Origin of the sequence: Legionella rubrilucens, assembly GCF_001468125.1 — a bacterium.
GTDB classification, from domain to species: domain Bacteria; phylum Pseudomonadota; class Gammaproteobacteria; order Legionellales; family Legionellaceae; genus Legionella_C; species Legionella_C rubrilucens.
Genome location: NZ_LNYT01000022.1, coordinates 377,410 through 403,474, shown reverse-complemented (window position 1 = coordinate 403,474; position 26,065 = coordinate 377,410). Strand labels below are relative to the sequence as shown.

Genomic DNA, 26,065 nt, shown 5'->3' with positions numbered 1-26,065 from the left:
CCGATAGGTATCAAGTCTGCTTTTTCTGAATCAGGAAGCATTGATGAATGCGTTTGTTGCGCTTGAAATCCTCATCGATGGTTTCAGCGGAAATGTCTCTTACCGCATACTGGCCGTTTAGCATGGGCGACAATTTAAATTGCCTTAAATTGGTGGAAAAATAGAGGCTTCCCCCTGGGTTCAACAGACGCATGGCGGCATGAATCAGCATCTCGTGATCGCGCTGGATATCCAGGGTCGTCGACATGCGCTTAGAATTGGAAAAACTCGGCGGATCAAGAAAAATCACATCATAGCGATCTCTGGCCATTTTTAACCATTCAAGGCAATCAAATTGCACCAGTTGATGCCGGGAAAGATCAAGATGATTGAGCTTGAAATTGTCCTGCGCCCATTTGAGATAGGTATTGGATAAATCCACACTGGTGGTGATGGCGCCCGCTAAGGCCGCCTGCACACTGGCTGTGGCCGTGTAGCAAAAACAGTTCAGGAAACGCGTACCTGGCGTCAACTGGGAAAAACGCAGTCGTAATGGACGGTGATCCAGAAATAATCCGGTATCGAGGTAATCGTATAAATTCACAATGAATTTTGCCCGTCCTTCGGTGACGGTCAACGTACGTTTGAACTCCCCCATCTTTTGATACTGGTTACTGCCCCTTTGCTGTTTGCGCTGTTTGACAACCAGTTTGTCAGTGGATACATTCAAAACCTGCGGGACGACCTGCATGACTTCAAGCCCCCGCTTTTCAGCCTTGTGGGCAGCGATAGAAACTGGCGCCGCATATTCCTGCAAAACGGCATAGTCATTGTATAAATCAATCGCGAAATTGTATTCCGGCAAATCGGCATCATACACACGGTAACAGCTGATGTGATTACGCTTTGCCCATTTTTGCAAATGTTGCGCATTCTTTTTTAAGCGGTTGGCAAACATTTGCGCCCCACCGGAAAGCTCATCCTCAGCCGTCCTTTTAAGCAGGTTGCTCTCGCTTAAGCTCATGCAATACAGTTTGCATTCGAGCGCACCATTAAAAAGCGTGTATTGCTTACTGGAGCGCAATCCAGTAGCCTTGGCCAGCAGGGGATTGGATGTAATCAACGCGGCTTCCCATCCCTTGAAATGAGCATGCCAGGTTGCCCCCAGTTGTTGATAAAGGGGAATAAGCTGTGTGCTTTCCCCTAAACGCTCACCATAGGGCGGGTTACATAATAATAAGCCATTGCTGCTGGCCGGGCGAATCTCCGTAATGGCCTGCACCGCAAACTCAACCAGGCGTGACACGCCCGCCCGCTCGGCATTGGCACGAGCGAGGTTAATCATTTTACTGTTGTTATCCGTTCCCCTGATGCTGACTTTGGGCGGTTTAACCTGCTTAAGAGCCTGGGCTCGCAACTTATCCCACAGGGACTGCTGGTGTTGAACCCAATGAATTAAGGATTGATCCTGCCTTAACAAGCCGGGGGCAATGTGGCTGGCCATCATCGCTGCTTCGATAACCAATGTGCCTGAGCCGCAAAAGGGATCATGAAACGCATAGCCTTTTGCTGCCAACTGCGGCCACTTGGCGCGAAGCAGCATGGCGGCGGCCACCGTTTCTTTCAGAGGGGCTTCCCCAGCCTGAGTCCGGTAACCGCGCTGATGCAGGCTGTAACCAGTTAAATCCAGACTCACGGTGACCTGATCCTGTTTTAAGTGGGCCTGCAGGCGAACTTGAGCCTGCTCCCGGTCAATGGAGGGACGATGACCTTGTTGCTTGCGGAAATGATCGACGATGGCATCTTTAATTACCTGGGCGCCAAACATGGAATTACGAATGTGAGCAGACGAACCATGAAATTCAATGGCCAGCGTTTTATCAACAGTAAATACCGTCTGCCAGGGAAATTGATAGCACAGTTTATACAGGCTTTGCTCATTATGAGCCTCTCCAGTAAAGAGCAGTAAATGCACGCGGTTGGCAAGACGCGACCAGATGCACAGCTGATAAATCACCGTAAGACTTGCCTCACCAAAAACACCCTGTGGACTCACGCGTTCCACGTGCAAACCCAGTTGACGGACTTCGTCTTCAAGCAGGTATTCAAGCCCTTTCGCACAGCTGATAAACAGAGAATAATTCATTCTAGACAGGACCTTAGAAAACGAAATAATGCTTTGGATGCACCGGTATGGGCGTCCTTATCCCGTTCCTCAATGGCTTTTTTCACCAATTGACGAAGCTGCTGCACATCCTCTGGGTGGTAGCAATCAATAAATTGCGTGAGGGCATCCTTACCCTCCGTCATTAAGCGATCGCGCCATTGCTCCAACTCATGAAACGCAGCCGTTTTCGCATTGTCTTCCTCAATAAATTGATTATAGGCAGTGATAATGGCTTCATTGTCCGCCGCCCGCATTAATTTACCGATGAGCTGGGCCTGACGGCGGATTGCCCCATGGCTCCTGATCGTTCTGGCGTCCATAATGGCCTGCCGCAAATTGGGCGGCAGGGGCAGTTGATCAAGCTTGGCCTGGCTTAAGCCAATTAATTCCACACCCAATTTCTGTAATGCATCCGCCTCGCGTTTTTTTTGTGATTTACTTTTCGACTCTTCCATCAACTGGCCTTCTTCATCTCGTTGTCAGGCAATACCGCCAACAAACCCGCATCATCAATGAGTTCCTTTACCTTGTCCGCAATAAAACGGTGCACAGTCGTGGTCGGATGAACACGATCCCAGAAAAGGTAGCCGTCGCATTGTAGAGGTTCATCCTGAAGTCGAGCGGGAAGTAGCGCATGCACATAATCGGTTAGCATGGCTTCATGCAACTCGGGATTGGAGTTTATCATTAACCACTGCTGTTCGGTAAGCATAGGATAACGTTTCCTCATGTTTTCATCCAAGGTGTCATTATCTGGCAGCAAAGCCTTCACCCAACCGGTATAGCCCCCCAGATAACAGGGTTCCTCGGTGTTGATTAATCCATAATCATTGGCATGCTGGGTGGCATCAACAAAATAGCTGTAAATATCAAAATAAATGAACGTCACATCCGGGTATTTTGCCTGCAACCGCTCCACCTCCGCTTTCAATTTGCGGTTGTGAGTCACGGTCAATAACGTCAGTAACTCTTCATTGCTGTTTTCTCTGGCAAATGGGGCATGACCGATGTCCGGCAGGTTCACGATTAAAAATTTATTGCCGCCATAACTGATAAGCCGCTCGGCTGCCGAACCAATGGCTGCCACCACTCCATCTGTTAATGGCTCGACATTGGTCGGGCCGTTCAAATAGTTATTCGCGCCAATCCACAAGGTGTACAACGTGGTTTCTTTATGCCCATAGGTATGCCAATACAGGTAATTATCGAGCTCGAATGTCAGGGTAAACGGCAGGTTTTCCTTGTAGGACAGGACTGCTCCCGCGCCGCCAACGGCGTAATCCTGAAACCCTGTGGTGTAGTCTGAGGGAAAATAATGTTGATAGAGGTATTCCACCCATAAAGGACCATTGGTAAAACGGCCGTCATAATAAGGCGGGGAGGCGGGCAGATAGTGCCAGAGAAAGCGGTAAATATTGCCATTGTCAGACATGCTGTCCCCAAAAATAACCATGGTATCGAAACGGTTATTGAAGGCATGACTGGAAAAACTTAACAGGATACCGACTACAATACTTGCAATTTTTTTCATGACTTCGTCCTTAAAGCGTATCCAAAATTAACGGGCTCAGGTACACGGCATCAGCAATTCCTGCCTGCGCGCCTGCGTGCGGTTTTGAAAATAGGTACGGCTGATAGCATAAAGATTATAAATTAAAATAACCAGCAATAATGAATGCAGCCAGGTCACTGTTAGCGACGTGAATACCGGAATGGTGACAAGAACCCCAATGCAACCGGCTAAACTTAACACCAGCGTTTTTTTCATCGGAATTTTATCGTGTTGCAAAAAAACCAGCGTGGTGAGCGGCTGCTGCATGGCTCCGGCCGTGGTCATGATGGGGAAGGCAACCACCGGTGAAACATTCAATAAAAATAACACGCTTTGCACCATGACAAAGAGACCAATGCCCACGGAAGTGAGAGCGCCACAGACAATCATAGCCAGAAAGCCGATGAACAGCTTATAGGTATGTAAATCCACAGCATCCCCGCCGAAAGGAATAAGACGCAATTGATGGCAAATCAGCAGAGCGATTAATAAGGGAAAACAACACATCATGGCAAGACGAATGGCTTGTTTACTGAGCCGGCTTACCACCGCGCCGCCGATTAATCCGCCTAAACAGGCGCCGGAAACGAGAGTGATTAACGTCGTCAGATTGACATCAATCATCTGCATAAAAAACAGTGATTCAATGGTACCCGGAATGACCTGGGCGCCATTGTTCACGGCGGGTAATTCATCGTCGGGGAAGGTCCCTAACAACTTGGCAAGAGCCACATTCACCGCAAAACTGCCCACACCCAGGGTATCGGCAATGAAGGCAATAATACCGCTCGCCAACAGTTTGATGTAATCCAGGATGGATAGAGAAACTTTAGGCTGGGTATACAGACGATACAGCATGGCGGCAACGCAAATCGCGCTTAAAAGGAGAATGGTAAAAATAATAAAAGGAATTGCCATCAGACGCACAAAGCCATTAAAAGTTAAGCTTAAGCATATCAATTGGCAAAGAAAAGCTAAATTAGCCATTGATATGCCGGAATGACCAGTGATTATACATCATTTGGCCATCCCAGCAAATGACCCGATGGGCAAATTGTGCATTATAAACGCAAAAAACCCCGTCTTCAGCCAAACAGGCGTTTGGCCAGTGAAGCCACATGCCGTCCCTGGGCGCGTGCAATGGTCAGTTCAATGGCATTGGGGGTTAATTTGCCATCCGAACCAGCAATGGTTCCGGCGCCAAAGGGCGAACCGCCGCGCATCTGGCTTAAGTCGGTCAAAGCCGATTCCGAGTAGGGTACCCCCACAAGAACCATGCCGTGGTGCACCAGGGTATTCCAGAACGACATAATGGTCGACTCATTGCCGCCGCCTGTGCCGGTCGAAACAAACACGCTGCCGACTTTCCCAATCAAGCCGCCCTTTACCCACATGCCGCCGGTCTGGTCAAGAAAATTGCGCATCTGCGCTGCCATATTCCCAAACCGGGTTGGGGTGCCAAAAATAATGGCATCGTAATCCGTCAGTTCCTGCGGTGTAGCCAAGGGGGCTGCCTGATTCAGTTTGACGCCGGCTTTTTTAGCCACCTCCTCCGGCATGGTTTCCGGGACACGTTTGACAACCACCGTAATCCCATCCACCTCTTTAACGCCCTTCTCCACTTCGTAAGCCATGGTTTCAACATGACCGTAACTGGAATAATACAAAATCAATACCTTTGCCATTCACTCCTCCTGAGTTAAAAACGCTGATTGCGGAAATCATCAAGGGCCTGCATGACTTCCTCCTGAGTATTCATTACAAAAGGCCCTAATCGCGCAATTGGCTCATGCAGTTTTTTTGCGGTGATGAGTAAGCAGCGCGCGTCTTCATCCTTCGCCTGCAGCCGCAATGCCGTCCCTTCACTTAAAACAGCCAGGGTACGAGCGGCCACCGTCTCGCTGCCGACGGCCAATTTACCTTTTAAAACAAACAGCAACGCCTGATGATCTTCTGCGACGACTTCATTCACCGCTTGTCCCGCCGGCATGGAAATATCGAGAAACACCGGTTGGGTGGCTATGCCGTGAATCGGCGATCGGCTGCCGCCGAGGGTTTCTCCGGCAATCACTTTGATTTGTACGCCTGCCGGCAATGCCTCCACAGGCAATTCGTCAGCGGTAAATTCCTGATAATTCGGTTCAACCCATTTATTGGCCGCCGGCAGATTAAGCCACAACTGTAACCCCGTCAGGCGGCCATTACCCTGTTGAGGCATCTCCGAATGAATGATGCCTTTACCGGCGGTCATCCATTGCACATCACCGGGCCCAATCAAGCCGCGCCGGCCATGATTGTCTTCATGGGCAATCTGTCCGTCGAGCAGGTAGGTCACGGTTTCAAAGCCGCGGTGAGGGTGGGGCGGAAATCCCGCGATAAAATCCATAGGGTTGTCGCTGTCAAAAAAATCAAATAATAAAAACGGTTCGTAAGGGTTTTGTCTGTCAGCCCCGATGTAACGAAACAATTTAACTCCTGCGCCCTCTCGCATCAGAGTACCCTGCAGGCGTTCTTTTACTGCGATTTGATTCATTGGCTTCTCGCTTTAATCCGAATGACTTTAGCATAGTTTAAAATCAACCATTTAGGGATGCCTGAGCGTTGATTTATTCATCCCTGTCCTTTTTGCCGTTTTATAGACCCTGTTCTATGCTTACTATCTGGGAGTCGCCCGCCACCATCCCAACCGCATCATTTTACTCAACAAAAAAGGAGTTTGTCTGTGGATACCAAGGAACATACAGAATTGGGGAATGCCTTAAAATTTAACGGCTTTAAGAACAACCCTTACCTGAAAACAGGAAAGCAGGGGGAATTAGTCTTGCAGATGATGCGCATTTCCAGTACGGGTATTCCTGAGCCCATGAATCTGAAATTATCCTTTGGCAATGTCATCGCCATGGCAGGGGACTTTTTTACTGATCCAACCTGGTCCATGGCATTAAATTTACCCAAATGCCATGGGCAGAAAGCCAAATCCGTTGGCAAAAAACTGATACGCCAACCGGTTAGAGACGACGACAAACAGGCTTTATTGCGCGCTTATCATAATCTGGCTTCCCCCGATGTTCAAAACAGTGATATCGATAAAATTTATCGCATTGACGGTACCCGGTATGTGTCTTTTTCTGACACCTTAAATGATTATGTCAAACAGTTAATGTTTTATTTACGTGTGAAAGATTATGGGGAAATGCTAAACCGTAACCAAACGCATTTTACTCCCTGGTCCGTGCGCGTTTACACCATTGGTCATCACCTTGCCCTGGAATTTTCCCGCATGGCTTATGAGTTTCAGCAATTGGCTTACAATCGGGATTATATTCCCAAACAGGAGTCTGCCCGTGCGTTATGGGAATCCCTGAAAACGGAGAAAGCCTATACTGCCGATGAATTAAATGATCTGTCCTGCCGTTATCAGGCCATGGGGTTGGGACTGGAATTATTCACTTTCCATTATTATTCCGATCACTTCGCCGCAGGCCACATGTCCATGATCAGTGATTTACGCGTACTGCTGCAGGAGCGGTTTGGCGTATGGGGAAGTATACTTGCCAATGATCTGCATAATGAGTTGAACCGTGTCGGTGTCTACACCACCCGGGCCTACGACCCAACCCCGACTCCGTCAGAGCCGCCGAATGCAGCACGAGGCGACAGTGATTTTAATGAGTGCATTAATTATTTCAATAAAGCCGCCTGCCTTAGCGGCATGCAGAAGTCTTTGGGTGATTTGGAGCGCGTGGCTCAGGGTGGTGAGATACCGTCGCAGGAAAACTATGCCGGTTTGGAAGAATTGCCTGATGTGGATAAACGCTACCGACAACCACAGCCATTGTTTGTTCTTGATGAAAACGAGACTGTTTTTTATCGTAACGATTTAAGCCGAATCCGATTATTGTCACCATCGGATTACCGGAATTTACGTGAAAATCCCGGTGCGCATGGTTATTCGCCATTAACCAGCCAATGGGGCGCATTCAATCTGGTCGCCAAATTAAGACTTTTTCCTTATGTTTACCAAGGGACCTTGCAAGCGCTTACACTCAGTGAATTATTGCGTATTCAAAAGGAAGAGCAGGATTTAAATCCCAATCGGCAGCCTATTCCCATCCCCCCCTGCAATACACCCTCCCTGGAGATCAATGCCGATTGGCACAAACCAGCTTCGGGGGCAGCATTGCAACAAGCCTTACGTAAGCATGGCTTGCTTGCTGAACCTGGAGTTAATCCCAAAGAAGAAAGCAAGGAATTGGAAACGACGCTTGTTTTCGGCTCCTGAACGTGAGAAACATCACTGGCCATTGAGAAAGAGAGCGAGCTTTCTCAATGGTTTCATCCCATAAACCCATGCCAATCGATAAGGCGTAGGCGCTTAATTATTACCCATTAATTCATACCCAAACGAAGGTATGGGAAGATCGTCGTCCGCTGGATAGGAGTATAAAAAATCCCCTTCCTTCGTTGCTCCTTCAGCCAATTTGGCAATTGCACTCATAATCAGGTAAAAGGCTTCATACAATACCCAGAGAAGTGGAGAAAAATGGAATTTTTCTTCGGATTTTTGAGTACTCAGGTTGGAGACATCCTGATCGTTTTTAAAATCATGGGCGCATATCGTCATAACATGAGCGGCCATGACGGTCTTGCCAATGCCTGGAAACGGTAAACCCTCAACTCTGTCTTTTCTGTATTGTTCGATTTGCCCATTATAACTGACGGCCCTGTTAACTTTTATATTGGGTTTACCACATTGACCCGACAAAAATTCCACTTCACCGAATCGCCGAATATCATCTTCTTCATGATAGTGATTGTAAACCCTTAAAAAATGGCTATCGTGCGCGTAACTCAATGCCGTTGCATCTTCATCCGTTATTTTGCCAACACCCGGAGAACCCAGAGCATAAACCGTAACACCCGCTAATTTTTTCAAACCATCCAGTTTCCCAAATTTGACACGGTCAGAATCGAGTTTTTTTCTTAACCGCTCTGGATTGGTTGGTTTAAAACCAGCCTGTACTATTGTATTGAGAATACCCGTCCCGTCTAAATCAGGATGTTGCACCACGCAGGCGCGTTGAATGGTATGAGCAAATCCCTTGGCCAATGATCCACCGAGACTATGTCCAGCAACCCTTAGTCTTATTTTTTTATCCGGGTATTGGCTGGAAAGCTGCAAAATCATGGTATTTACTTTTTTAATCAAGTCTTCTTCATATTTCTTTAAAAGTTGCTGACCAGGTCCTTCCTTGTCCACATCAGCTTTGAGGGAAGCAAAATCAATGGTGCCTAAGAAATTAATATGAAGTTCTACCGTGTCGCCCTCGATTTTATCAGCAACGGCAGCGGTGCATCGAAATCCCGGCTTATTCAATAAGGGATGGACCGTATAGCCGGGCACCGGCTGTGTCTTGGATTGAAAAATACTGTAGCGATTGCTATGGGTAAATTGGTATAGTTGATCTTGATAACAACCATTAATAATAGAAGAAATTTCGTTATCCTCGTGATAAGGAGGCACAACAACCTCTGCCGGCTTCTCAAACTTCGCTGCCTTTAAAAAATTTTTATCCCCTTTAAAGTGGACAACCGGCTCTTTTCTTTTATCCGGTTGACCCGGGTTAGCGAGATTTAACAGGTCAGGGTTGTTTAAAAGCTGTGTCAACGAATATTTGGGCATGCTTATTAATGAGTCGATTTACAGGACCAAGCTTAATTAAATATTAACTATTTGACAATTTCTTTATCGCACTGGTTGTACAGAAAGTCAAATTGAATTGCTAAAGAAAATGCCAGAATAGAAATGAATTATGGTAATATGGTTAATTTATACGAGAACCTCATTAAAACCAGAATCCCAATCGATTTAACCCCTTGCAGTTAGTGGGTCTGGGCTACTGGCAACTCTCATTTATACTGGACACTACCATGCCGCTAAAAAAATTAGTTTTCCTTGGGTTACTGTTCATTAGTCACTGGACACAAGCAGGCGTCGTATTAACTGACATCCAGGGTAAGAAAATCGCCTTCCATGATCTTAAGGGCAAGTGGGTCATGATTAACTACTGGGCCAGCTGGTGCCAGCCCTGCGTCGACGAAATCCAGGAATTCAATCGGTTTTATCAGATAGAAAAAGATCGTGTGGCTCTGTTTGCAGTCAATTATGAGGGGTTATCTCTGGCTGAACAACGGCAGTTAATCAAACAATACCGTATTCGTTACCCCAGTCTGCAAAACGATCCCCGTCATTCCCTGGAGCTGGGTGATATCCGCGGCGTACCGGTAACCTTTGTTTTTAATCCCCGAGGTCAATTCATGACCGCCTTGTACGGCAGTCAAACCTTAGACACTTTAAGGGAAATCATCCGGCGCAGCTAATACTCTGGTTCAAGATTATCACTTTTGGGGGTAAACAAACGTTCCTTCTGGCTTTGCGTCATTGTGATGGTCAGTTGCCATCCCCCTTCTTCCTGGCTTACTTCATCTTTTACAGCGCCCATCTGATAGAGTTGGGCACGCAATTTGGCCTGGTCAGGTCCAAGACTGACCGTTTCTTCAATAATATCCCCATGCAACAAGGTAGCGATGGCTTTGATCAATAAATCCAATCCTTCACCGGTTTTAGCTGAAAGCCAGACCTTGCAATTGTCATCCTGCATATCCAGTTTCGGCTGCCAGTCTTCATGCTGATCAATTTTATTAAAGACCTGGATTACGGGAATGTCATCAACACCGATTTCTTTCAAAACCTGCTGCACGGCAAACACCGTATCACGCCAGTTTGGATCGGCAATATCAATCACATGCAGTAATAAATCAGCTTCCGCCGTCTCCTCCAGCGTAGCCCGGAATGCTTCCACCAGATCATGGGGTAAGTCACGAATAAAACCGACCGTATCGGCCAGAATAATGGGAGAGGAACCCGGGATATCCAATTTACGCATGGTGGGATCCAGAGTCGCAAACAACTGATCGGCTGCGTAACTGTGGCCGCCAGTCAACGCATTGAACAGCGTGGATTTGCCCGCATTGGTATAACCCACCAGTGAAACGGTTTTAAGAGCCGCTTTTTGACGGGCGCGACGGTTCTGATCGCGGCTGCGTCTGACTTTTTCAAGGCGTTTATTAATGTATTTGATGCGTTCTCGCAATAGGCGCCTATCCGTTTCAAGCTGGGTCTCGCCCGGACCACGCAAACCGATACCGCCCTTTTGGCGCTCAAGGTGGGTCCAGCCGCGGATGAGCCGTGTTGAAATATGCTGTAATTGCGCGAGTTCAACCTGAAGCTTCCCTTCAAAGGTACGGGCGCGTTGAGCAAAAATATCAAGGATCAAACCGCTCCTGTCCACGACCCGGCATTGAAAAAGCCGCTCAAGATTTCGTTCCTGGGATGGCGACAATTCATGATTGACCAAAACCAGTTCCGCCTGCTCAGCCTGAACCAGTTCCTGGATTTCTTCCGCTTTGCCAAGACCAACATAATACCTGGCTTCAGGGGTAGCGCGGGCGCCGGTTACGCAAGCGATCACGTCAGCCTGAGCCGATACCGCCAGCTCTTTAAATTCTTCCAGAGCCCTGCCGGCATCCACCCCGGGAAGGGCCAGTTGCACCAGAATAGCGCGCTCGCCACCTTGCGGTCGTTCAAACAATACGTCAATTCCACCATGTTGAAAGGGTGTCAGTCTGCCACATTTTCATCCTCATCACCAGTGGGCACTTTAACCATTCGTGATGGAACCACTGTTGAAATGGCATGTTTATAGACCATTTGCGTGACGGAGTTCTTTAACATCACCACGTACTGATCAAAGGAATCAATCAGTCCATGTAACTTAATGCCATTGACTAAAAAAACCGATACCGGGACCTTCTCCTTACGAAGTTCATTCAGAAAGGGATCCTGCAGCAAGTGATTTTTATTAGACATTGCCTTCTCCTTGTTCTTGTTTTTTAAGGCAACCACATTCACAAGTATAGTCGGCATTCACTGAGAATACTTTAAGACTAAATGAATTATTTATGAGCGGCTGGTTCGTTAATAAGGCATGGATGGGGATTAATTTTTAAGGCCTGTTGGATAGACCATTTTCGCCTGTTACACTCGTTGTTGACCGTTACTATGCCATCTGAGCATCAATACAAGGAGTATTCAATGCCAAAGTACACACCAGAACAATTGCGTAATTTTAAACCCACTGACGCCCAGGCTCTGCTGGATGATGAGGATTCATTGATTGCCAGCCGTGAGGCATTGGACGAGCTGTCTCATAGTGAGAAACGACAATTGATTTTTCACATGTTGTCGAACAGAACCGATCTTAAAGGGGTAAGCCACTTGAGCGATGCTCTGCGTAATCCCACACTGCAAACCAATGACTGCTTTCATGCCGCCTTTTCAAGAGCACTGGAAGTCTGCCGCCGTCTTGATTCCATCACCGACAGCCGAAACAAGAACCCCGGACGTATCTTTATCGGCGAAGAATTCAATGTCGATTTGTACAATGAACATGCCGCTCTGGTTCAGCACCGTCTGGCCGGTAAGGAACAAGAGATTGCCCATTGTCTCGCCAACTCTCCTTCGTCTCCTACAGAAATTGCCAAAGGCCTCAGGATTTTATCCGTACAACCCACTGGCGATGTATTTAAAACCATTCTTGAAAAATTTGGCAAACTCATGGTTGCTAAATCGAAAAAAGAGAAAGAAGAAGAGGTAAGCTTACTTGACGAAAGCCCTTCATCTGACGATGAACATCAAAAAGGTTGCTGCGTTTTGTTTTAATCATCCATACTCTGCATGTAGGTATCGCGGCAAGCCGCGGTATCTACGTATCAAACTGATGCACCATGAATCACTGCCTCTAACAATTTATCATACAAATCAATTGGTTTGCCTACCCATGCTTTAAGATGGAACAAACTGTTTTTTGAGATATTTCTTACAACGGATAGAGAAGTAAACATCAAGACTTTTTTAGTATCCTGGGTAATACTTGATGCAAAGGATGACACGGATTGTCTGACAGGAAGTCAAACAAGGGACCAGCACAATGGATGTGCTTCGCCGTAGGGATGCGGCTTTTTTGGAAAGGAATAGGTGATTCTGGCTTCCTCCGAGTGATTCACCTATCCCCTTCACACTGTCTGTGTTACCTATTCCCCTTACACATCAATATTCTCTGCTTCCAGTGCATTCGACTCAATGAAATCACGCCGTGGTTCGACTTGATCACCCATCAGGGTAGTGAAGATTTGGTCTGCCGCCACAGCGTCTTCAATGCTGACTTGCAGCATGCGCCTGACTTCTGGATCCATGGTGGTTTCCCAGAGTTGTTCAGGATTCATTTCTCCCAACCCTTTATAGCGCTGGATCGTTTGGCCGCGTTTGGCTTCGTCCATTAACCAGTTAAGCGCATCCTCAAATGTTTCAACCACCTGCTTTTTCTCACCACGCTGAACATAAGCGCCTTCGTCAATGAGATTAGCGAGCTTCGTACCTAAGTTATTGATTTCTTTATAATCTTTCGAGACAAAGAATTCAGGACTCAGTGAGAGGAAGTTTTCAATGCCGTGTTGCACAATACTGATCCTTGGGAAATAATAATTTCCATCCTGATGGTATTGCGTGTCCACCGCATATTGCTGACTCTTGCTGTCGAGTTGTTGCAGACTTAAATGCAGTTGTTGAGCCCATCCAGCGATGATTTCCTGATGGTTAAAATCATCACTTTGCAAAGCGGGCAAGTACATGATGCGTTTCAAGACGTTTTGGTTATAACGGCGCGACAGACGTTTGATTATTTTTTCTACACGTCGATATTGCAATACCAATTCTTCGAGTGCCTTGGCAGTAATGGCAGGCGCTTCCTTATCCGGATAAAAAGCAGCTTCATCCAGGGCGGCCTGTGTTAAATAATCAAACAAAGCCTCGTCATCTTTGACATACTGTTCCTGTTTTCCGCGCTTAACTTTGTAGAGAGGCGGTTGCGCGATGTAAATATAACCGCGCTCGATTAATTCAGGTGTTTGCCTGTAAAAGAAGGTAAGCAGCAAAGTACGAATATGAGATCCGTCAACGTCGGCGTCAGTCATGATAATTATGCGGTGATAACGTATTTTGTCCGGATCGTATTCATCAGGTCCAATTCCACAACCCAGAGCAGTAATCAAGGTAGCCACTTCCTGAGAAGACAACATTTTATCAAAACGTGCCTTTTCAACATTGAGAATTTTACCCTTAAGCGGCAATATGGCCTGGAATTTACGATCACGTCCCTGCTTGGCGGAACCACCGGCCGAATCTCCCTCGACGATGTACAGTTCTGAAAGCGCTGGATCCTTTTCCTGACAATCAGCCAGTTTCCCTGGAAGACCGGCAATATCGAGAGCGCCTTTACGTCGCGTCATTTCCCTTGCCCGCCTTGCCGCTTCACGCGCCCGCGCCGCATCAATGATTTTCCCCACTATCGCTTTCGCAATGCTGGGATTCTCCAACAGGAAATCGTTAAATTTTTCAGCGACCACGGACTCCACAACCGGTTTGACTTCTGAAGAAACCAATTTGTCTTTGGTTTGCGAAGAGAATTTGGGATCAGGAACCTTAACCGACAGCACAGCCGTCAACCCTTCACGTGCGTCATCCCCCGTGGTCGTCACTTTGGCTTTTTTGGCATACCCTTCATTTTCAATGTAGGTATTTAACGTACGTGTCAGTGCCGCTCGGAATCCTGCCAGGTGAGTTCCACCGTCGCGTTGAGGGATATTGTTGGTAAAGCAGAAGAACGTTTCCTGGAAAGAATCGTTCCATTGCATGGATAAATCGACCGTGATGTTGTCTTTTTCAGCCGTTAAACTGAAAACAATGGGCATAATCGGGGTTTTATTGCGATTAAGATGCTCAACAAAGGCTTGAATACCCCCTTCATAACGGAATGTATCCTGCTTTTGGGTACGTTCATCAAAAAGGTGGATGCACACACCGGAATTAAGAAAAGACAACTCCCTTAATCGTTTGGCTAAAATATCGTAATGAAACTCAATGTTGCTGAACGTATTGGAACTGGGTTTAAACCACACCTGGGTCCCTGTCGCATTGGCATCGCCGGTGATGGCTAAAGGCGCATCCGGTACCCCGTTGCGGTAGTGCTGTTCATGCACCTTGCCATGGCGGCGAATGGTTAAATGCAGTTCTTCAGACAAGGCATTGACCACTGACACACCGACCCCATGCAAACCGCCTGACACTTTATAGGAGTTATCATCAAATTTCCCACCCGCATGCAGAATCGTCATGATGACTTCCGCCGCTGACCGGCCTTCTTCTTTGTGAATATCCACCGGAATACCGCGGCCATCATCTTTTACAGTAATGGATTCATCGGCATGAATCGTGACAAATATTTCTTTGCAATGACCAGCCAGGGCTTCGTCAATGGAGTTATCGACCACTTCAAAAACCATATGATGCAAGCCAGTGCCATCATCGGTATCGCCAATATACATTCCTGGTCTTTTTCTAACGGCATCCAAACCTTTTAAGACTTTAATATTGGTCGAATCATAGCTAGCATTAACAGTCATAAGTTTTCCTCTGTTACGAATTCTGCCTGTGCAAACCTTGGATTATAGCACTTTTCACCGCAGGATTATACGTTCGTGCCATTTCTTTACAGCGTTGTTTTGATTTGTTTCACGTGAAACATGGACTTACACGAGCCATCGTCATTCAATGACGTACCTAGGCCCGTTGACCTTTGTCGAGAGAGATGAGCTCATAATGATGTTCATGGAAAAAATCGGTAAACCATCCAGACGTATTTGAAGTAATAATGAATTGAGAGTCATTTGTTTTAATGTACTCAATAAGCCGTGACAGATGAGTCGGATCCAGTTCGGCGTTGATGTCGTCAATCAAATGAATGCAATGTCGGGATAGTAATTCAGCCTGAGCCAATTTAAGCGCAAAAAGAACCATCTTCTGCTGTCCACGTGATAGATGAAACCGGGCTTTATGCTCATCGATGGTAATCATAATATCGGCGTGATGAGGCCCGTAATGGGTAAATTGCCTTTGACGATCAGCGGCTAACGTCGCCTCTAAAACAGAACCAAGGGGAATACCCTCCTGCTTTCTATCCCACCCATTGTAGTAATTCAGTTGACAGGAAAGATCGGAAAACGCATGTAAAATGATCTTGAAACGTTCATTCAGCTTAAGCACGTAATGGGCCCGTGACTCATCCAATTCATTCGCCAAATCAGATAATAGTTTGTCCCATGGAGCAAACTGCTGCGCAGAAGCCTGTTGTTTGAGTAAACTATTCCTCTGTTTTAAAGCCCGGCGATAATTCTTCCATAAATTATGGTAAGTATGTTCCACGTGAAACAATCCCCAATCCAATACACTGCGGCGAACCGATGGACCTGAATCAATGATTTGAAAGATGTCCTGATAAAAAATTTGCGTTGGTAAAAGGTAGGCGAGCTGACTACTGGCAAAACAGGGAGTACCATTGATTTTTACTCCTGTTGCTGCCGACAGCGATTTACTGATGGAAACCGTCTGCTCATCGGCTGTTTTAGTAAACACAGACAAAGCAGACTGTTGATAAGTTACAAGACTGGAAATTTCACGGGCTCTGAACGAATGGCCATTCCCTAATAAATAAATGGCCTCAAGGAAGGAAGTTTTACCACTGCCATTGAGACCAGTAACAAAATTAATGTGAGGATGCAAATTCACACGCAACGGCTGCAGGTTGCGGAGATTATGAACATGCAATTCACTGAGAATCATAACTTCATGGGCATGATGATGTATTGGTAATTGGCGTCCTGTAATGATTCAACGAGAATACTCTTGTCTGTTGTGGACATTGATAATCGGACAAGTCCGTCAGGTAAATAAGCCAATACATCCAATAAATAACCAGCATTAATCCCAATCTTGAGCTCATGACCATCAACGTGGGCTTCGAGTAACTCACTGGCCTCCTCCTGCTCCTGATTATTGGCAATCAACGTGAGCGAATTGGCTTGAATGTGAATAAGAACCGCGCGTGATTTCTCATTGGCCAGAATAGCAATTCGAGACAAGGATCGTTTGAGGATGTCCCGATCAATCAATACGTACTTGTCCTGGTCCGTTGGAATGGCTTTGGTGTAAGGCGGAAAACGCGCTTCAATCAGTTTGGTCGAAAAAGTGTATTGTTCGGTCACCAAACGAAAATGACCTTTACCAGCCGTTACAACAATGGAATCATCCGTGACTGCAGCCAACAACCTGAGCATTTCCTGAACACCTTTACGGGGCAACAAAAACCGTTGCGGCGGCAAATGATGCTCACACTGAAACTTACAAATGGCCATGCGATGACCATCAGTCGCCACCGTGGTTAAATGGGTGCCTTCAATATCGAGCAACAAGCCGTTAAGAAAAACACGAACGTCCTGCTGCGACATGGCAAAATGGGTGGATTGCAGCAGATGAATCAACGACTCACGCTGAATGGTGAACTCAAGCTCACTTTTATCCAAATCATTTACCGGGAACTGATCCGCTGGCAAGGTGGCTAACTTAAACTGACTGCGTCCCGATTTGATTGCAACCCCACCTGCAGTTAATTTAATCTCGGCAACCGCGTCGTCATCAAGGGAGCGAATAATATCAATCAGTTTTTTTGCCTGCACCGTGATTTTTGATGCGGCGTCAACCGAATCACAATCTAACACAGCAGACATTTCAATTTCCAAATCAGTCGCTGTCAAAACCAGGCGGTTATTGGATACCGCAAGAAGGATATTGGACAAAATAGCAAGGGATTGCCGTTTATCCACGGCGCCAGCCACTGTTAATAACGCAGGAAGTAATTTCCGTTTTTCTATAGCCAGTTGAAACATGTTTTTTTCCAGTTAGGAAGACAAAATGCGTAGCAGATTTTTATAGTCTTCAGCAAAATCATTTTCTATCTGCACCAATTCTTTAACTTTACGGCAGGCATGAATGACAGTGGTGTGGTCACGGCCGCCAAAATGATCGCCTATTTCAGGCAGGCTGTGATTGGTTAATTCCTTAGCCAGAGCCATAGCCATCTGCCTTGGTCTGGCAATGGAGCGACTGCGGCGTTTGGATAATAAATCAGCCACTTTGACCTTGTAGTATTCAGCGACCGTTTTCTGGATGTTTTCAATGGTAACCAGCTTATCCTGTAAAGCAAGCAAATCACGCAAGGCATCATGAACAAAATCGATGGTAATGCACTTACCGGTAAAATGGGCATTTGCGATGACACGTCGCAGAGCACCTTCCAACTCACGCACATTGGAACGTATGCGTTTGGCAATAAAAAAAGCCACTTCATAGGGCAATTCAATATTGGATTGCTCCGCCTTACTGATCAAAATGGCCACACGCGTTTCAAGCTCGGGCGGTTCAACAGCGACGGTCAACCCCCAGCCAAACCGTGATTTAAGCCGCTCTTCCACCCCTTCGATTTCCTTAGGATAACGGTCACTGGTGAGAATGATTTGTTGCTGACCTTCAAGTAAGGCATTGAACGTATGGAAAAATTCTTCCTGAGATCGATCTTTTCCAGCAAAAAACTGAATATCGTCAATCAATAAGGCATTTAACGAACGATAGAATCGCTTGAATTCATTGATAGTATTGGTTTGCAGGGCTTTGACCATGTCCGCAACAAAACGTTCGGAATGAAGATAAAGCACTTTGGCTTCAGGGTTATTCTTTAAAATGGCATTGCCTATTGCATGCATCAGGTGAGTTTTACCCAAGCCTACACCGCCATAAATAAAAAGCGGATTGTACGCATCGCCAGGACGCTCAGCCACTTGCAGGGAGGCGGCTCTAGCCAGTTGGTTTGAATTGCCCTCGACGAAGGTATCAAAATGAAATTTCTTGTTTAAATAACTGTTTTTATAGTCAGCGGTTTTTTTGGGAATGACTTTATTCACAGGGGCTGCAACCGGTGTTTCTCGTTCGGGAGTGGCAGCCGCCGGTTGAGCAGACGGTTTACTGCCAATCTCAATACTGACAGCAGAAATCAACTCGCCACCCAGTTGTGTAGCCAGTTCTCTTATTCGTGCAAAGAAATGCTTATTGACCCAGTCAACCACAAAACGGTTGGGTGCCAATAAAATAAGGCTGTTGTCTTGCACTTTCGCATGCAACGGACGTAACCAGGTATTAAATTGCTGTGGAGGGTATTCCTCTTCCAGAAGCCCCAGACACTTCTGCCAAACGTTCGCAGACACAAAAACTCCCCTTACCTACAAAGGTCGCACTGAAAGAAAGGCAACACGGATTTAAATAGTGCCACTATCATTTATAACGAGCAAGTCCAGGCAAGTAAATGCCAGCTGCTAAAACAATAAAGGTTAATTCACTGCAATGAAGGAATGTCGTAGACACATGAGAAATCATTATACCCTCCAAAACACAAAAGAACAGAGTTATCCACAGGATTATGGAAATAATCATTAAACGAACGAACACTCTAAACGATTCAGTTGCATCGGCAATTCATTCGCACACTCAAACAAGTAATGAATAAACGGAGGATAAAGTTATACAAACGGCGTGGATAAAAGGGGTATAAATAGCCAGAAAAGACAAACCCTGAAGCTATCAAGAAGATATTCAAGCGATTACAGCCCTATTATCAACAACATAAAATAACAAATAAGCAATTGATTTTAATGAAAAAAACAAGGTTGTTAACAGATATCTGACTTACTAATAAAAAAAACAAAATTTAAGATCTTAATTTTTTATGTTAATTGGCGGCATGAATAACCGGTTTCATTTTGAACCTTCGTCACAGATGGTTTGACAGAAGATGTAAAGTTTTCTATCATTCCCACCCTCAAAATTTAATTTTTAAACAGGTTCATCATGAAACGCACCTTTCAACCCAGTAATCTAAAACGCAAACGCGATCATGGTTTTCGTCAACGTATGGCAACCCGCGGTGGTCGTCTGGTTTTAAAGCGACGAAGAGCTAAAGGACGTAAGCGTTTATCTGCCTAAGTGTATTGTTTTGACAAAAAACGTCGATTGTTGAAAAAAAAAGACTTCGATGTTGTATTTAATCAACCCAATAAAACAGTAACCTCAGAATTTGTGATATTACATAAAGCAAATACTCTGGGGTATGCTCGTCTGGGGTTAGCTTTGTCAAAAAAATTAGTGCCCAAAGCGCATCAGAGAAATCGCCTGAAGCGTTTACTCCGTGAAAGTTTCCGCACCCATCCTTTGCCAGCAGTAGATGTTATCTTTCTCGCCAGACATGGGGTGGCCAAAGTAGAAAATAAAGTCATTGCAACCAAGCTAGGTTTAACATGGAACAAATTAATCGCATTTTACGGCAACTAGTTGCTTTACCGATTATTATGTATCAGTTATTCATCCGGCCTGTTATGAAACCTAGCTGCCGATTTTATCCAAGTTGTTCACAATACGCCCTGACGGCTATCCGCTGCTTCGGCGTAGTTAAAGGCATTAAATTAGCCTGTTGCCGTCTTATGCGGTGTCATCCCTGGTGTGATGGCGGCTACGATCCGGTATTACCTAACGAAGAGAAACATTAATGGATACAAGACGAGTTATTTTATATGCTGCACTGGCTCTGATTGTCTACTCGTTGTGGACGAGTTGGCATCAGGATTACCCTGCGATTCCGGCAGTACAGCCGCAAACCAAAGAACTATCCAAAGAAAAACAACTGCTTCCGGATGTTGCGACCGGTTCCGCGTCTGAAAGTCAAAGCCAGAATGAAAACCCCATCACAACCGATTCATTCGATAAAAAAGCAGATGCCGGTGATGTGACCGTAAAAACAGACGTCCTCGACATCCAGATTGATACGGAACATGGCGATATTGTCAATGCTCGCCTGCTCGATTACCCTGTTAGTGTTGAAGAAAAAGACAAACCCATTACCTTGCTCAATAATAATCCCGATGAGCGTTATGTTGCCAATAGCAATCTGCTGGTCAGTTCGACAAAAGGCGTGATGCCGGTCGATCTGAATTTCAGCAGCCAGGAGAAAACCTATCAGCTGGACAACAATCAAAAGACACTCACCGTGGTATTGGAAGGCAAAAGCGCCAGCGGCCTTGAAGTGAAGAAAATATTTGAATTCACCCGTGGCAGTTACCTCATCCAGATCAATTATCAGATTGCCAATGAGGGCAGCGACGATTGGCAGGGATACCTGAATGCGCAATTACTGCGAGATTCTCCCAGAGAAGACCAATCCAGTATTTTTCATGTCGGTTCTTATGTGGGGGCTTCCTATTCAGTTCCCGGTCAGCATAATTACCAGAAAGTGACATTTAAAGACATGGCCAAGTCCAATCTGAACACCGACAGTACAGGCGGTTGGGTTGCCATGCAGCAGCATTACTTCCTGAGCGCCTGGGTTCCTGATGCTTCAAGCAAAAATGTCATTTACACCCGTTCAGCAGACAACAATTACACCATCGGTGTGGTCAGTTCACCCATCAGCGTGAAACCGGGGGACACAAAAACCGTCGGCGCCAAACTGTATGTCGGTCCGGAAATAACCCATGTGCTGCAGAATATCGCCCCAGGTCTTGATTTAACCGTGGACTATGGTTGGCTATGGTTCCTGTCCTCTGCACTGTTTGCGGTGATGAAAGCCATTCATGGAGTCGTGGGTAACTGGGGATGGTCTATTGTTCTGGTCACCTTGCTGATTAAACTGGCTTTCTATCGTTTATCCGCCAGCAGTTACCGCTCCATGGCGGGTATGCGTCAACTGCAGCCTAAACTTCAGGCTTTGCGTGAACGCTATGGCGATGATAAAGCCAAAATGAGCCAGGCGACGATGGAGCTTTACCGTCAGGAAAAAGTAAATCCCTTGGGCGGATGTTTACCTATCCTGGTGCAGATCCCGGTTTTCATTGCGCTTTACTGGGTATTATTGGAAAGCGTCGAATTAAGACAGGCTCCTTTTATTCTGTGGATCAATGATCTGGCGGCAGCCGATCCCTACCACATTCTTCCCATTATCATGGGGGGAACCATGCTCATTCAACAACGGTTGAATCCTGCGCCACCCGATCCGATGCAGGCCAAGATCATGATGTTTTTACCGGTGTTGTTTACCGTCTTATTCTGGAATTTTCCCGCAGGTCTGGTCCTTTACTGGATTGTGAATAACACCTTGTCCATCCTGCAACAGTGGCATATCACCCGTAAATACAGCGATGACAAGCCCAACAACCAGAAAAAGCTTGCAACCGCCAAATAGTCATGCAGGAAGAAACCATCGTTGCTATCGCCACTCCGCCCGGTCGCGGCGGAGTGGGCATAATCCGACTCTCTGGTCCTGCCGCGTATGCCATTGCCCTGCATTTGACTCGTAAGAAACAGTTAAAGCCGCGTTTGGCAACGTATACTTCCTTTTTTAATGCATCAAGCGAAGTCCTCGACAGCGGTCTTGCTCTTTTCTTTAAGGCACCGCATTCATTCACCGGCGAAGACGTGGTTGAAGTTCATGCCCACGGCTCTCCTGTGGTTTTGGATCTGTTGATGAAACGGTGTGTGGATTTGGGCGCCCGCATGGCGCGGCCGGGTGAATTTTCTGAGCGGGCCTTCCTGAATGACAAAATGGATTTAACCCAGGCTGAGGCTATTGCCGATTTAATTAATGCCAGTTCTGAAACCGCGGCCCGTCTTGCTGTTCGCTCTCTGCAAGGTGATTTTTCAAACAAAATCCATGCCTTGAATGACAAACTGATTTACCTTCGCATGTACGTTGAGGCCGCCATTGATTTTCCAGAGGAAGAAATCGATTTTCTTGGTGACGGTAAAATTGCGGGCATGCTCGCTGATTTATTGACGGATGTACAGGCCATTGGCGCCATGGCCGCACAGGGCTCCCTGCTTCGTGAAGGCTTGGGCGTAGTTATTGCCGGAAAACCCAATGCGGGTAAATCGACTTTAATCAATGCGCTGGCCGGTCGCGAAGTAGCCATCGTTACCGACATTGCCGGGACTACGCGGGATGTTATGCGCGAACACATTCTTCTTGATGACCTGCCCATGCACCTCATTGACACAGCCGGTTTGAGAGAAAGCGATGATGTCGTTGAGAAAGAAGGCATTAAGCGAGCCTGGCAGGAAGTCAGTCGGGCCGATTGCGTGCTGATGGTGATCGATATTCAGGATAATCATCAGGTGACTGAGCTCAGTCAGGCGATTCAGAAACAACTCCCTTCGAATGTGCCTATCATCAAGGTATTTAATAAAATTGATAAAGCCAATCGTGAACCTTCTCAACAGGGCAATGACATTTACTTATCAGCCAAATCAGGGATTGGAATTGACTTATTGAAAACTAAAATCAAAGAATTGGCGGGTTACCAACCCACAGAGGGCCAATTTATTGCGAGACGGCGTCATTTGGCAGCCCTTAAACAGGCAGAAGAATTATTGCTTAGTGGCCAGTTGCAATTGCAGGAAGCAAAAGCTGGTGAATTGCTGGCGGATGATCTGCGCCTGGCTCACCAAGCCTTAAATGAAATTACCGGCGAGTTCACAACCGATGATTTGCTTGGAAAAATATTCTCAAGCTTCTGTATAGGGAAATAATCTTCCTTTAATATTCGTGGTGTATATTAATTACACATATGTTGTAATTTAAGCCATTCACCATGCAACAAAAATCCGAAACCAAATCCCAAGTCAAACGGATTAAACTGGAACCGCCCTTTAATGCCGGCGACTGCGGCTACTATGCCCTTTTTACCGGCATACTCTATCTTGTCTTGGCGTCTCAGAATGAAGACTGCCTTGAAAAAACACTGAATGAAAGCCTGGTCCTGTCGGATATCCTTCAGTCCATGGAAACGAATATTTTCTCATCGAATGAGAATGTGAATACATTGAGAAAAATGCTCGATGCCATGGCATCGAAAGACTGGGACAGGATTAGTTATAATGAATTATTGAATGATTTCAGCAACGCCTTGCGTAATGCCCTGATGCACAGTTCCTGGGGTCGAGACTACTTTACAAGGGTTATTCAGGAAGGTGCCTGGAGTGTTAATCATGGCGATTGGAATACACTGCCGTCTTTTAAAAAATTGGAACATCGTGTCTTTGATCGTATGAGCGAAATCGCAGGGAATCGTGCAGTTGGAGTTGAAGAGGCTGGGGAAATTCGCTTTAAAGCAACCCTCGAAGTCTGCCAAAGTCTGAAAGAAAACGAATTAGAAAAAATGGCAGACGAAGTTATTAAATGTCATTATGGTCCTGGTTCAAAGAAAGCATGGGTTGATCGAGGGTTCCTTGAATTTCTTTGTCAGACGTTGTTCGCATCCAGTACGCTGCTATTCAATGAAAAAGGAGTTGAAATAACCAGTAAGGGCACTTCAGATAGTCACTGGTATCTTGATTTGCCGGATGATGAGGAGAGCACCCTGCTCCTTAATACTGCGAATAAAGGGTATACGAGAGATTTACGGGTCATTGAGCGTTTTATCGTCAGGGACAAATCCGTTGAAATGCTGCATGACAAAAAAGAGACTTTAAAGGATTTGCTCAAAGTTCAGGAAAAAAACCTTGATGAATTCAAGGCAACATTACGGACTGTTCAGGCACAAATGAAATCCGCCAGCGAGGAAGTCTTAGCCCTTGGGTATTTTGAGACAGAGCCCCCGGATGAGCCAACCATTACTGCGGCCTTATTGCCTTTTTTAGCGGACGAGGAGAGCTTGTTGCCTGGTTACACCAGTCTGGTCGTTATCAGTAAATCCATCAGCGAGAGTCAAAGTAAAATTGAGAGTCTGAAGGAAGAAATTAAGATAATGAAAAAAACACAGGCTTCCCAAACGACGAGATTGACAGGCTTTTTTGCAACAACATCAATAAAATCCGACACGCTCAAGGGCAGTGGTAACACGCCTGATTATTCATGAAGTAAAGCTCAGGGTAATGGGCTTGATTTTTTCCTGGTTGTTTTCTAATGGTGCCTTAAAAAAGCAGTTGCTGTTGTTAGGATAAATGCGATGAATGGAAAGAGTCTTCTGGTAACCCTGCTGATAAAGGCTGATGAGTTTTTCACTTGCCTCATTCCCGGGTAACTCAATGGACCAATGATTGCTGTCTGTGGCACAACCGGTAATCATCACGTCACTCCCTGAAAAAAAAAGGTCAGCGCAGCCCAGTAAATCGGCGGTCAACGCTTTTAAAAACGCACAATCCAACCAGGCCTTTTTAAACACATCCTGATAATGCCTCCGGATAACTTCATTCACCGGTTCAAGCAATTCCTCATCGCTTAATTGATTGCATACGGTAACACGGGAATTAAACATGACTTCCTGAATTTTTTCAAAATCGCAGGCATCTTTTTTGCTCAACCTGGCGTAAAGCTCATCCATTTGGCATATCACTTTTTCTTTAATTGCTTTAAAGCTGGGGTAATTTTCCCAACAGCAGTAATCGTCGAACCAGAGACCACTTTTGATTTTTTGCTTCACCTGTTCAGGTAACCAGGTTGACTGAGAGGCTCTCTGTTTTAATGCCACAGTAAAAGATGACAGAATTTCATCAAAGCCAGGACTGTCCCAGGTGCCTGAGGCAACTGCCTGCACATGATGAAGCAGATTCTTTGCATTGCCTGAGGATTTATCCTGTAGGAGGATGTGAGGTACCGGCGGAATGACGGAGGTTAGCAGGCAAGCGAGCGCTTTGCTGTTATCAAGCCGTTCCTGTAAAGAGGATGAGGATGCAGCGCGAAGGGCTAAGTAAAAAAGGCCAAGGGTGATGACCTGATAACCGCAATCGCCGCCCTGTTGTTGCGGTGATAACTGAATTCTCGTTGGTTGTGATTTACTGAACATGAACCCTCCTGGTTATTCGATGCTGTAAAAAATAGCAATATATACTAAATTAATCCATGCAGCCCAATCAATAGTCTTAATTGACATATCGTAATATTCCGATATAATCAGATTATGAATATTCATTTAGTGCTTAAAGCCCTGGCGAATGAGAAGCGTTTAAAAATTCTTGGCTGGCTTAAGGAACCGGGAAAACATTTCAGTTCGGCGCATTGCGATGTCATCGCTGATGGTGTTTGTGTCGGTCTGATTGAAAAAAAATCGGGTTTATCGCAATCGACGGTTTCGCAATACCTGTCGCAACTGCAACAAGCCGGTCTTATCAGCATGGAGCGCCGTGGCCAGTGGACTTATTGTAAGCTAAACCAAAAACTCATTGCCGAATTCCTGGCGGCATTAAAAGACGTGCTGTAAAAAAATTTAGGTCAATATATCGGGAATTTGCAATATTTAAATTAACCGATTAATGGAGGCTG

24 protein-coding genes are annotated in these 26,065 nt (G+C 46.0%); 10 read left to right on the top strand and 14 right to left on the bottom strand.

What is annotated here, in order from left to right:
- Positions 1–10: 10 nt before the first annotated feature.
- From rlmKL to Lrub_RS13570, 6 genes are all read right to left on the bottom strand, one after another.
- The gene (gene rlmKL, locus Lrub_RS13595) at positions 11–2,125 is read right to left on the bottom strand and encodes a bifunctional 23S rRNA (guanine(2069)-N(7))-methyltransferase RlmK/23S rRNA (guanine(2445)-N(2))-methyltransferase RlmL (protein WP_058532642.1); all 2,115 of its coding nucleotides are present in this window, start codon (positions 2,123–2,125) and stop codon (positions 11–13) included.
- Positions 2,122–2,601 carry a ribosome biogenesis factor YjgA gene (gene yjgA / locus Lrub_RS13590; RefSeq protein WP_058532641.1) on the bottom strand — a complete coding sequence of 160 codons (480 nt, stop codon included), beginning with the start codon at positions 2,599–2,601 and terminating at the stop codon, positions 2,122–2,124. Before yjgA ends, rlmKL begins: the two co-directional genes overlap by 4 nt.
- Positions 2,601–3,677 (bottom strand): SGNH/GDSL hydrolase family protein, encoded by a 1,077-nt coding sequence (locus Lrub_RS13585; RefSeq protein ID WP_058532640.1) that lies wholly within the window; start codon positions 3,675–3,677, stop codon positions 2,601–2,603. The genes yjgA and Lrub_RS13585 overlap by 1 nt, the downstream gene beginning before the upstream one ends.
- A gap of 36 nt (positions 3,678–3,713) precedes the next feature.
- Positions 3,714–4,616, bottom strand: a complete 903-nt coding sequence (locus Lrub_RS13580) for a TSUP family transporter (protein ID WP_058532810.1) — start codon at positions 4,614–4,616, stop codon at positions 3,714–3,716.
- 167 nt (positions 4,617–4,783) lie between these two features.
- Complete coding sequence (gene wrbA, locus Lrub_RS13575) at positions 4,784–5,383, bottom strand: NAD(P)H:quinone oxidoreductase (RefSeq protein ID WP_058532639.1); 600 nt, start codon at positions 5,381–5,383, stop codon at positions 4,784–4,786.
- Positions 5,384–5,397: 14 nt separating this feature from the next.
- Complete coding sequence (locus Lrub_RS13570; protein WP_058532638.1) at positions 5,398–6,231, bottom strand: pirin family protein; 834 nt, start codon at positions 6,229–6,231, stop codon at positions 5,398–5,400.
- Between the two features lie 189 nt (positions 6,232–6,420).
- Between Lrub_RS13570 and Lrub_RS13565 the strand changes: the two genes are divergently transcribed.
- Positions 6,421–7,980, top strand: a complete 1,560-nt coding sequence (locus Lrub_RS13565) for a hypothetical protein (RefSeq protein WP_058532637.1) — start codon at positions 6,421–6,423, stop codon at positions 7,978–7,980.
- A gap of 93 nt (positions 7,981–8,073) precedes the next feature.
- On the opposite strand, the gene Lrub_RS13560 is transcribed toward Lrub_RS13565, so the two are convergent.
- Positions 8,074–9,381 (bottom strand): alpha/beta hydrolase family protein, encoded by a 1,308-nt coding sequence (locus Lrub_RS13560; protein ID WP_058532636.1) that lies wholly within the window; start codon positions 9,379–9,381, stop codon positions 8,074–8,076.
- A gap of 248 nt (positions 9,382–9,629) precedes the next feature.
- Here Lrub_RS13560 and Lrub_RS13555 point away from each other — a divergent pair, with 248 nt between their 5' ends.
- Positions 9,630–10,079, top strand: a complete 450-nt coding sequence (locus tag Lrub_RS13555) for a TlpA family protein disulfide reductase (protein WP_058532635.1) — start codon at positions 9,630–9,632, stop codon at positions 10,077–10,079.
- Here Lrub_RS13555 and hflX read toward each other — a convergent pair.
- Both hflX and hfq read right to left on the bottom strand, forming a co-directional pair.
- The gene (gene hflX, locus Lrub_RS13550; protein WP_058532634.1) at positions 10,076–11,350 is read right to left on the bottom strand and encodes a ribosome rescue GTPase HflX; all 1,275 of its coding nucleotides are present in this window, start codon (positions 11,348–11,350) and stop codon (positions 10,076–10,078) included. The genes Lrub_RS13555 and hflX overlap by 4 nt on opposite strands.
- A 29-nt stretch (positions 11,351–11,379) precedes the next feature.
- On the bottom strand, positions 11,380–11,628 hold the full coding sequence (hfq, locus tag Lrub_RS13545) for an RNA chaperone Hfq (RefSeq protein ID WP_058527888.1): 249 nt from the start codon (positions 11,626–11,628) through the stop codon (positions 11,380–11,382).
- Positions 11,629–11,853: 225 nt separating this feature from the next.
- Here hfq and Lrub_RS13540 point away from each other — a divergent pair, with 225 nt between their 5' ends.
- Complete coding sequence (locus Lrub_RS13540) at positions 11,854–12,480, top strand: hypothetical protein (protein ID WP_058532633.1); 627 nt, start codon at positions 11,854–11,856, stop codon at positions 12,478–12,480.
- Between the two features lie 380 nt (positions 12,481–12,860).
- On the opposite strand, the gene gyrB is transcribed toward Lrub_RS13540, so the two are convergent.
- The 4 genes from gyrB to dnaA form a co-directional block, all read right to left on the bottom strand.
- Positions 12,861–15,278: a DNA topoisomerase (ATP-hydrolyzing) subunit B gene (gene gyrB / locus Lrub_RS13535; protein ID WP_058532632.1), complete on the bottom strand. Its 2,418-nt coding sequence runs from the start codon at positions 15,276–15,278 to the stop codon at positions 12,861–12,863.
- A 157-nt stretch (positions 15,279–15,435) separates the two neighbouring features.
- Positions 15,436–16,494 (bottom strand): DNA replication/repair protein RecF, encoded by a 1,059-nt coding sequence (recF, locus tag Lrub_RS13530; protein ID WP_058532631.1) that lies wholly within the window; start codon positions 16,492–16,494, stop codon positions 15,436–15,438.
- Positions 16,491–17,597 (bottom strand): DNA polymerase III subunit beta, encoded by a 1,107-nt coding sequence (gene dnaN / locus Lrub_RS13525; RefSeq protein WP_058532630.1) that lies wholly within the window; start codon positions 17,595–17,597, stop codon positions 16,491–16,493. Before dnaN ends, recF begins: the two co-directional genes overlap by 4 nt.
- Before the next feature lie 12 nt (positions 17,598–17,609).
- On the bottom strand, positions 17,610–18,968 hold the full coding sequence (dnaA, locus tag Lrub_RS13520; protein ID WP_058532629.1) for a chromosomal replication initiator protein DnaA: 1,359 nt from the start codon (positions 18,966–18,968) through the stop codon (positions 17,610–17,612).
- A 640-nt stretch (positions 18,969–19,608) separates the two neighbouring features.
- Here dnaA and rpmH point away from each other — a divergent pair.
- The 6 genes from rpmH to Lrub_RS13500 all read left to right on the top strand — a co-directional run bounded on the left by rpmH (position 19,609) and on the right by Lrub_RS13500 (position 24,662).
- A complete protein-coding gene (gene rpmH, locus Lrub_RS14680) occupies positions 19,609–19,743 on the top strand; it encodes a 50S ribosomal protein L34 (protein ID WP_019215662.1) in 135 nt (44 codons plus the stop codon).
- 30 nt (positions 19,744–19,773) lie between these two features.
- A complete protein-coding gene (gene rnpA / locus Lrub_RS13515; protein WP_237760820.1) occupies positions 19,774–20,088 on the top strand; it encodes a ribonuclease P protein component in 315 nt (104 codons plus the stop codon).
- Positions 20,055–20,303: a membrane protein insertion efficiency factor YidD gene (yidD, locus tag Lrub_RS14675; protein ID WP_082651519.1), complete on the top strand. Its 249-nt coding sequence runs from the start codon at positions 20,055–20,057 to the stop codon at positions 20,301–20,303. Before rnpA ends, yidD begins: the two co-directional genes overlap by 34 nt.
- Positions 20,303–21,991: a membrane protein insertase YidC gene (gene yidC, locus Lrub_RS13510; RefSeq protein ID WP_058532627.1), complete on the top strand. Its 1,689-nt coding sequence runs from the start codon at positions 20,303–20,305 to the stop codon at positions 21,989–21,991. The genes yidD and yidC overlap by 1 nt, the downstream gene beginning before the upstream one ends.
- 2 nt (positions 21,992–21,993) lie before the next feature.
- The gene (mnmE, locus tag Lrub_RS13505) at positions 21,994–23,334 is read left to right on the top strand and encodes a tRNA uridine-5-carboxymethylaminomethyl(34) synthesis GTPase MnmE (protein ID WP_058532626.1); all 1,341 of its coding nucleotides are present in this window, start codon (positions 21,994–21,996) and stop codon (positions 23,332–23,334) included.
- Positions 23,335–23,396: 62 nt separating this feature from the next.
- Positions 23,397–24,662, top strand: a complete 1,266-nt coding sequence (locus Lrub_RS13500) for a hypothetical protein (RefSeq protein WP_058532625.1) — start codon at positions 23,397–23,399, stop codon at positions 24,660–24,662.
- Here the strand turns inward: Lrub_RS13500 and Lrub_RS13495 are convergent.
- Entirely contained in the window at positions 24,657–25,589 is a 933-nt protein-coding gene (locus Lrub_RS13495; protein ID WP_058532624.1) for a hypothetical protein, read from the bottom strand. The two genes, Lrub_RS13500 and Lrub_RS13495, sit on opposite strands and share 6 nt — an antisense overlap.
- Before the next feature lie 114 nt (positions 25,590–25,703).
- On the opposite strand from Lrub_RS13495, the gene Lrub_RS13490 reads away from it, so the two are divergent.
- Positions 25,704–26,003: an ArsR/SmtB family transcription factor gene (locus tag Lrub_RS13490; protein WP_058532623.1), complete on the top strand. Its 300-nt coding sequence runs from the start codon at positions 25,704–25,706 to the stop codon at positions 26,001–26,003.
- Positions 26,004–26,065: the final 62 nt, after the last annotated feature.

What these genes read in the sequence shown, in the direction of transcription:
- Lrub_RS13555 (WP_058532635.1), top strand. Translation starts at nt 9,630, where the DNA reads ATGCCGCTAAAAAAATTAGTTTTCCTTGGGTTACTGTTCATTAGTCAC.
- yidC (WP_058532627.1), top strand. Translation starts at nt 20,303, where the DNA reads ATGGATACAAGACGAGTTATTTTATATGCTGCACTGGCTCTGATTGTC.
- rpmH (WP_019215662.1), top strand. Translation starts at nt 19,609, where the DNA reads ATGAAACGCACCTTTCAACCCAGTAATCTAAAACGCAAACGCGATCAT.
- dnaN (WP_058532630.1), bottom strand. Translation starts at nt 17,597, where the DNA reads ATGTTTCAACTGGCTATAGAAAAACGGAAATTACTTCCTGCGTTATTA.
- Lrub_RS13495 (WP_058532624.1), bottom strand. Translation starts at nt 25,589, where the DNA reads ATGTTCAGTAAATCACAACCAACGAGAATTCAGTTATCACCGCAACAA.
- Lrub_RS13585 (WP_058532640.1), bottom strand. Translation starts at nt 3,677, where the DNA reads ATGAAAAAAATTGCAAGTATTGTAGTCGGTATCCTGTTAAGTTTTTCC.
- hfq (WP_058527888.1), bottom strand. Translation starts at nt 11,628, where the DNA reads ATGTCTAATAAAAATCACTTGCTGCAGGATCCCTTTCTGAATGAACTT.
- mnmE (WP_058532626.1), top strand. Translation starts at nt 21,994, where the DNA reads ATGCAGGAAGAAACCATCGTTGCTATCGCCACTCCGCCCGGTCGCGGC.
- recF (WP_058532631.1), bottom strand. Translation starts at nt 16,494, where the DNA reads ATGATTCTCAGTGAATTGCATGTTCATAATCTCCGCAACCTGCAGCCG.
- Lrub_RS13500 (WP_058532625.1), top strand. Translation starts at nt 23,397, where the DNA reads ATGCAACAAAAATCCGAAACCAAATCCCAAGTCAAACGGATTAAACTG.
- Lrub_RS13580 (WP_058532810.1), bottom strand. Translation starts at nt 4,616, where the DNA reads ATGGCAATTCCTTTTATTATTTTTACCATTCTCCTTTTAAGCGCGATT.
- wrbA (WP_058532639.1), bottom strand. Translation starts at nt 5,383, where the DNA reads ATGGCAAAGGTATTGATTTTGTATTATTCCAGTTACGGTCATGTTGAA.
- Lrub_RS13560 (WP_058532636.1), bottom strand. Translation starts at nt 9,381, where the DNA reads ATGCCCAAATATTCGTTGACACAGCTTTTAAACAACCCTGACCTGTTA.
- Lrub_RS13490 (WP_058532623.1), top strand. Translation starts at nt 25,704, where the DNA reads ATGAATATTCATTTAGTGCTTAAAGCCCTGGCGAATGAGAAGCGTTTA.
- gyrB (WP_058532632.1), bottom strand. Translation starts at nt 15,278, where the DNA reads ATGACTGTTAATGCTAGCTATGATTCGACCAATATTAAAGTCTTAAAA.
- rlmKL (WP_058532642.1), bottom strand. Translation starts at nt 2,125, where the DNA reads ATGAATTATTCTCTGTTTATCAGCTGTGCGAAAGGGCTTGAATACCTG.
- yidD (WP_082651519.1), top strand. Translation starts at nt 20,055, where the DNA reads ATGGAACAAATTAATCGCATTTTACGGCAACTAGTTGCTTTACCGATT.
- Lrub_RS13570 (WP_058532638.1), bottom strand. Translation starts at nt 6,231, where the DNA reads ATGAATCAAATCGCAGTAAAAGAACGCCTGCAGGGTACTCTGATGCGA.
- Lrub_RS13540 (WP_058532633.1), top strand. Translation starts at nt 11,854, where the DNA reads ATGCCAAAGTACACACCAGAACAATTGCGTAATTTTAAACCCACTGAC.
- yjgA (WP_058532641.1), bottom strand. Translation starts at nt 2,601, where the DNA reads ATGGAAGAGTCGAAAAGTAAATCACAAAAAAAACGCGAGGCGGATGCA.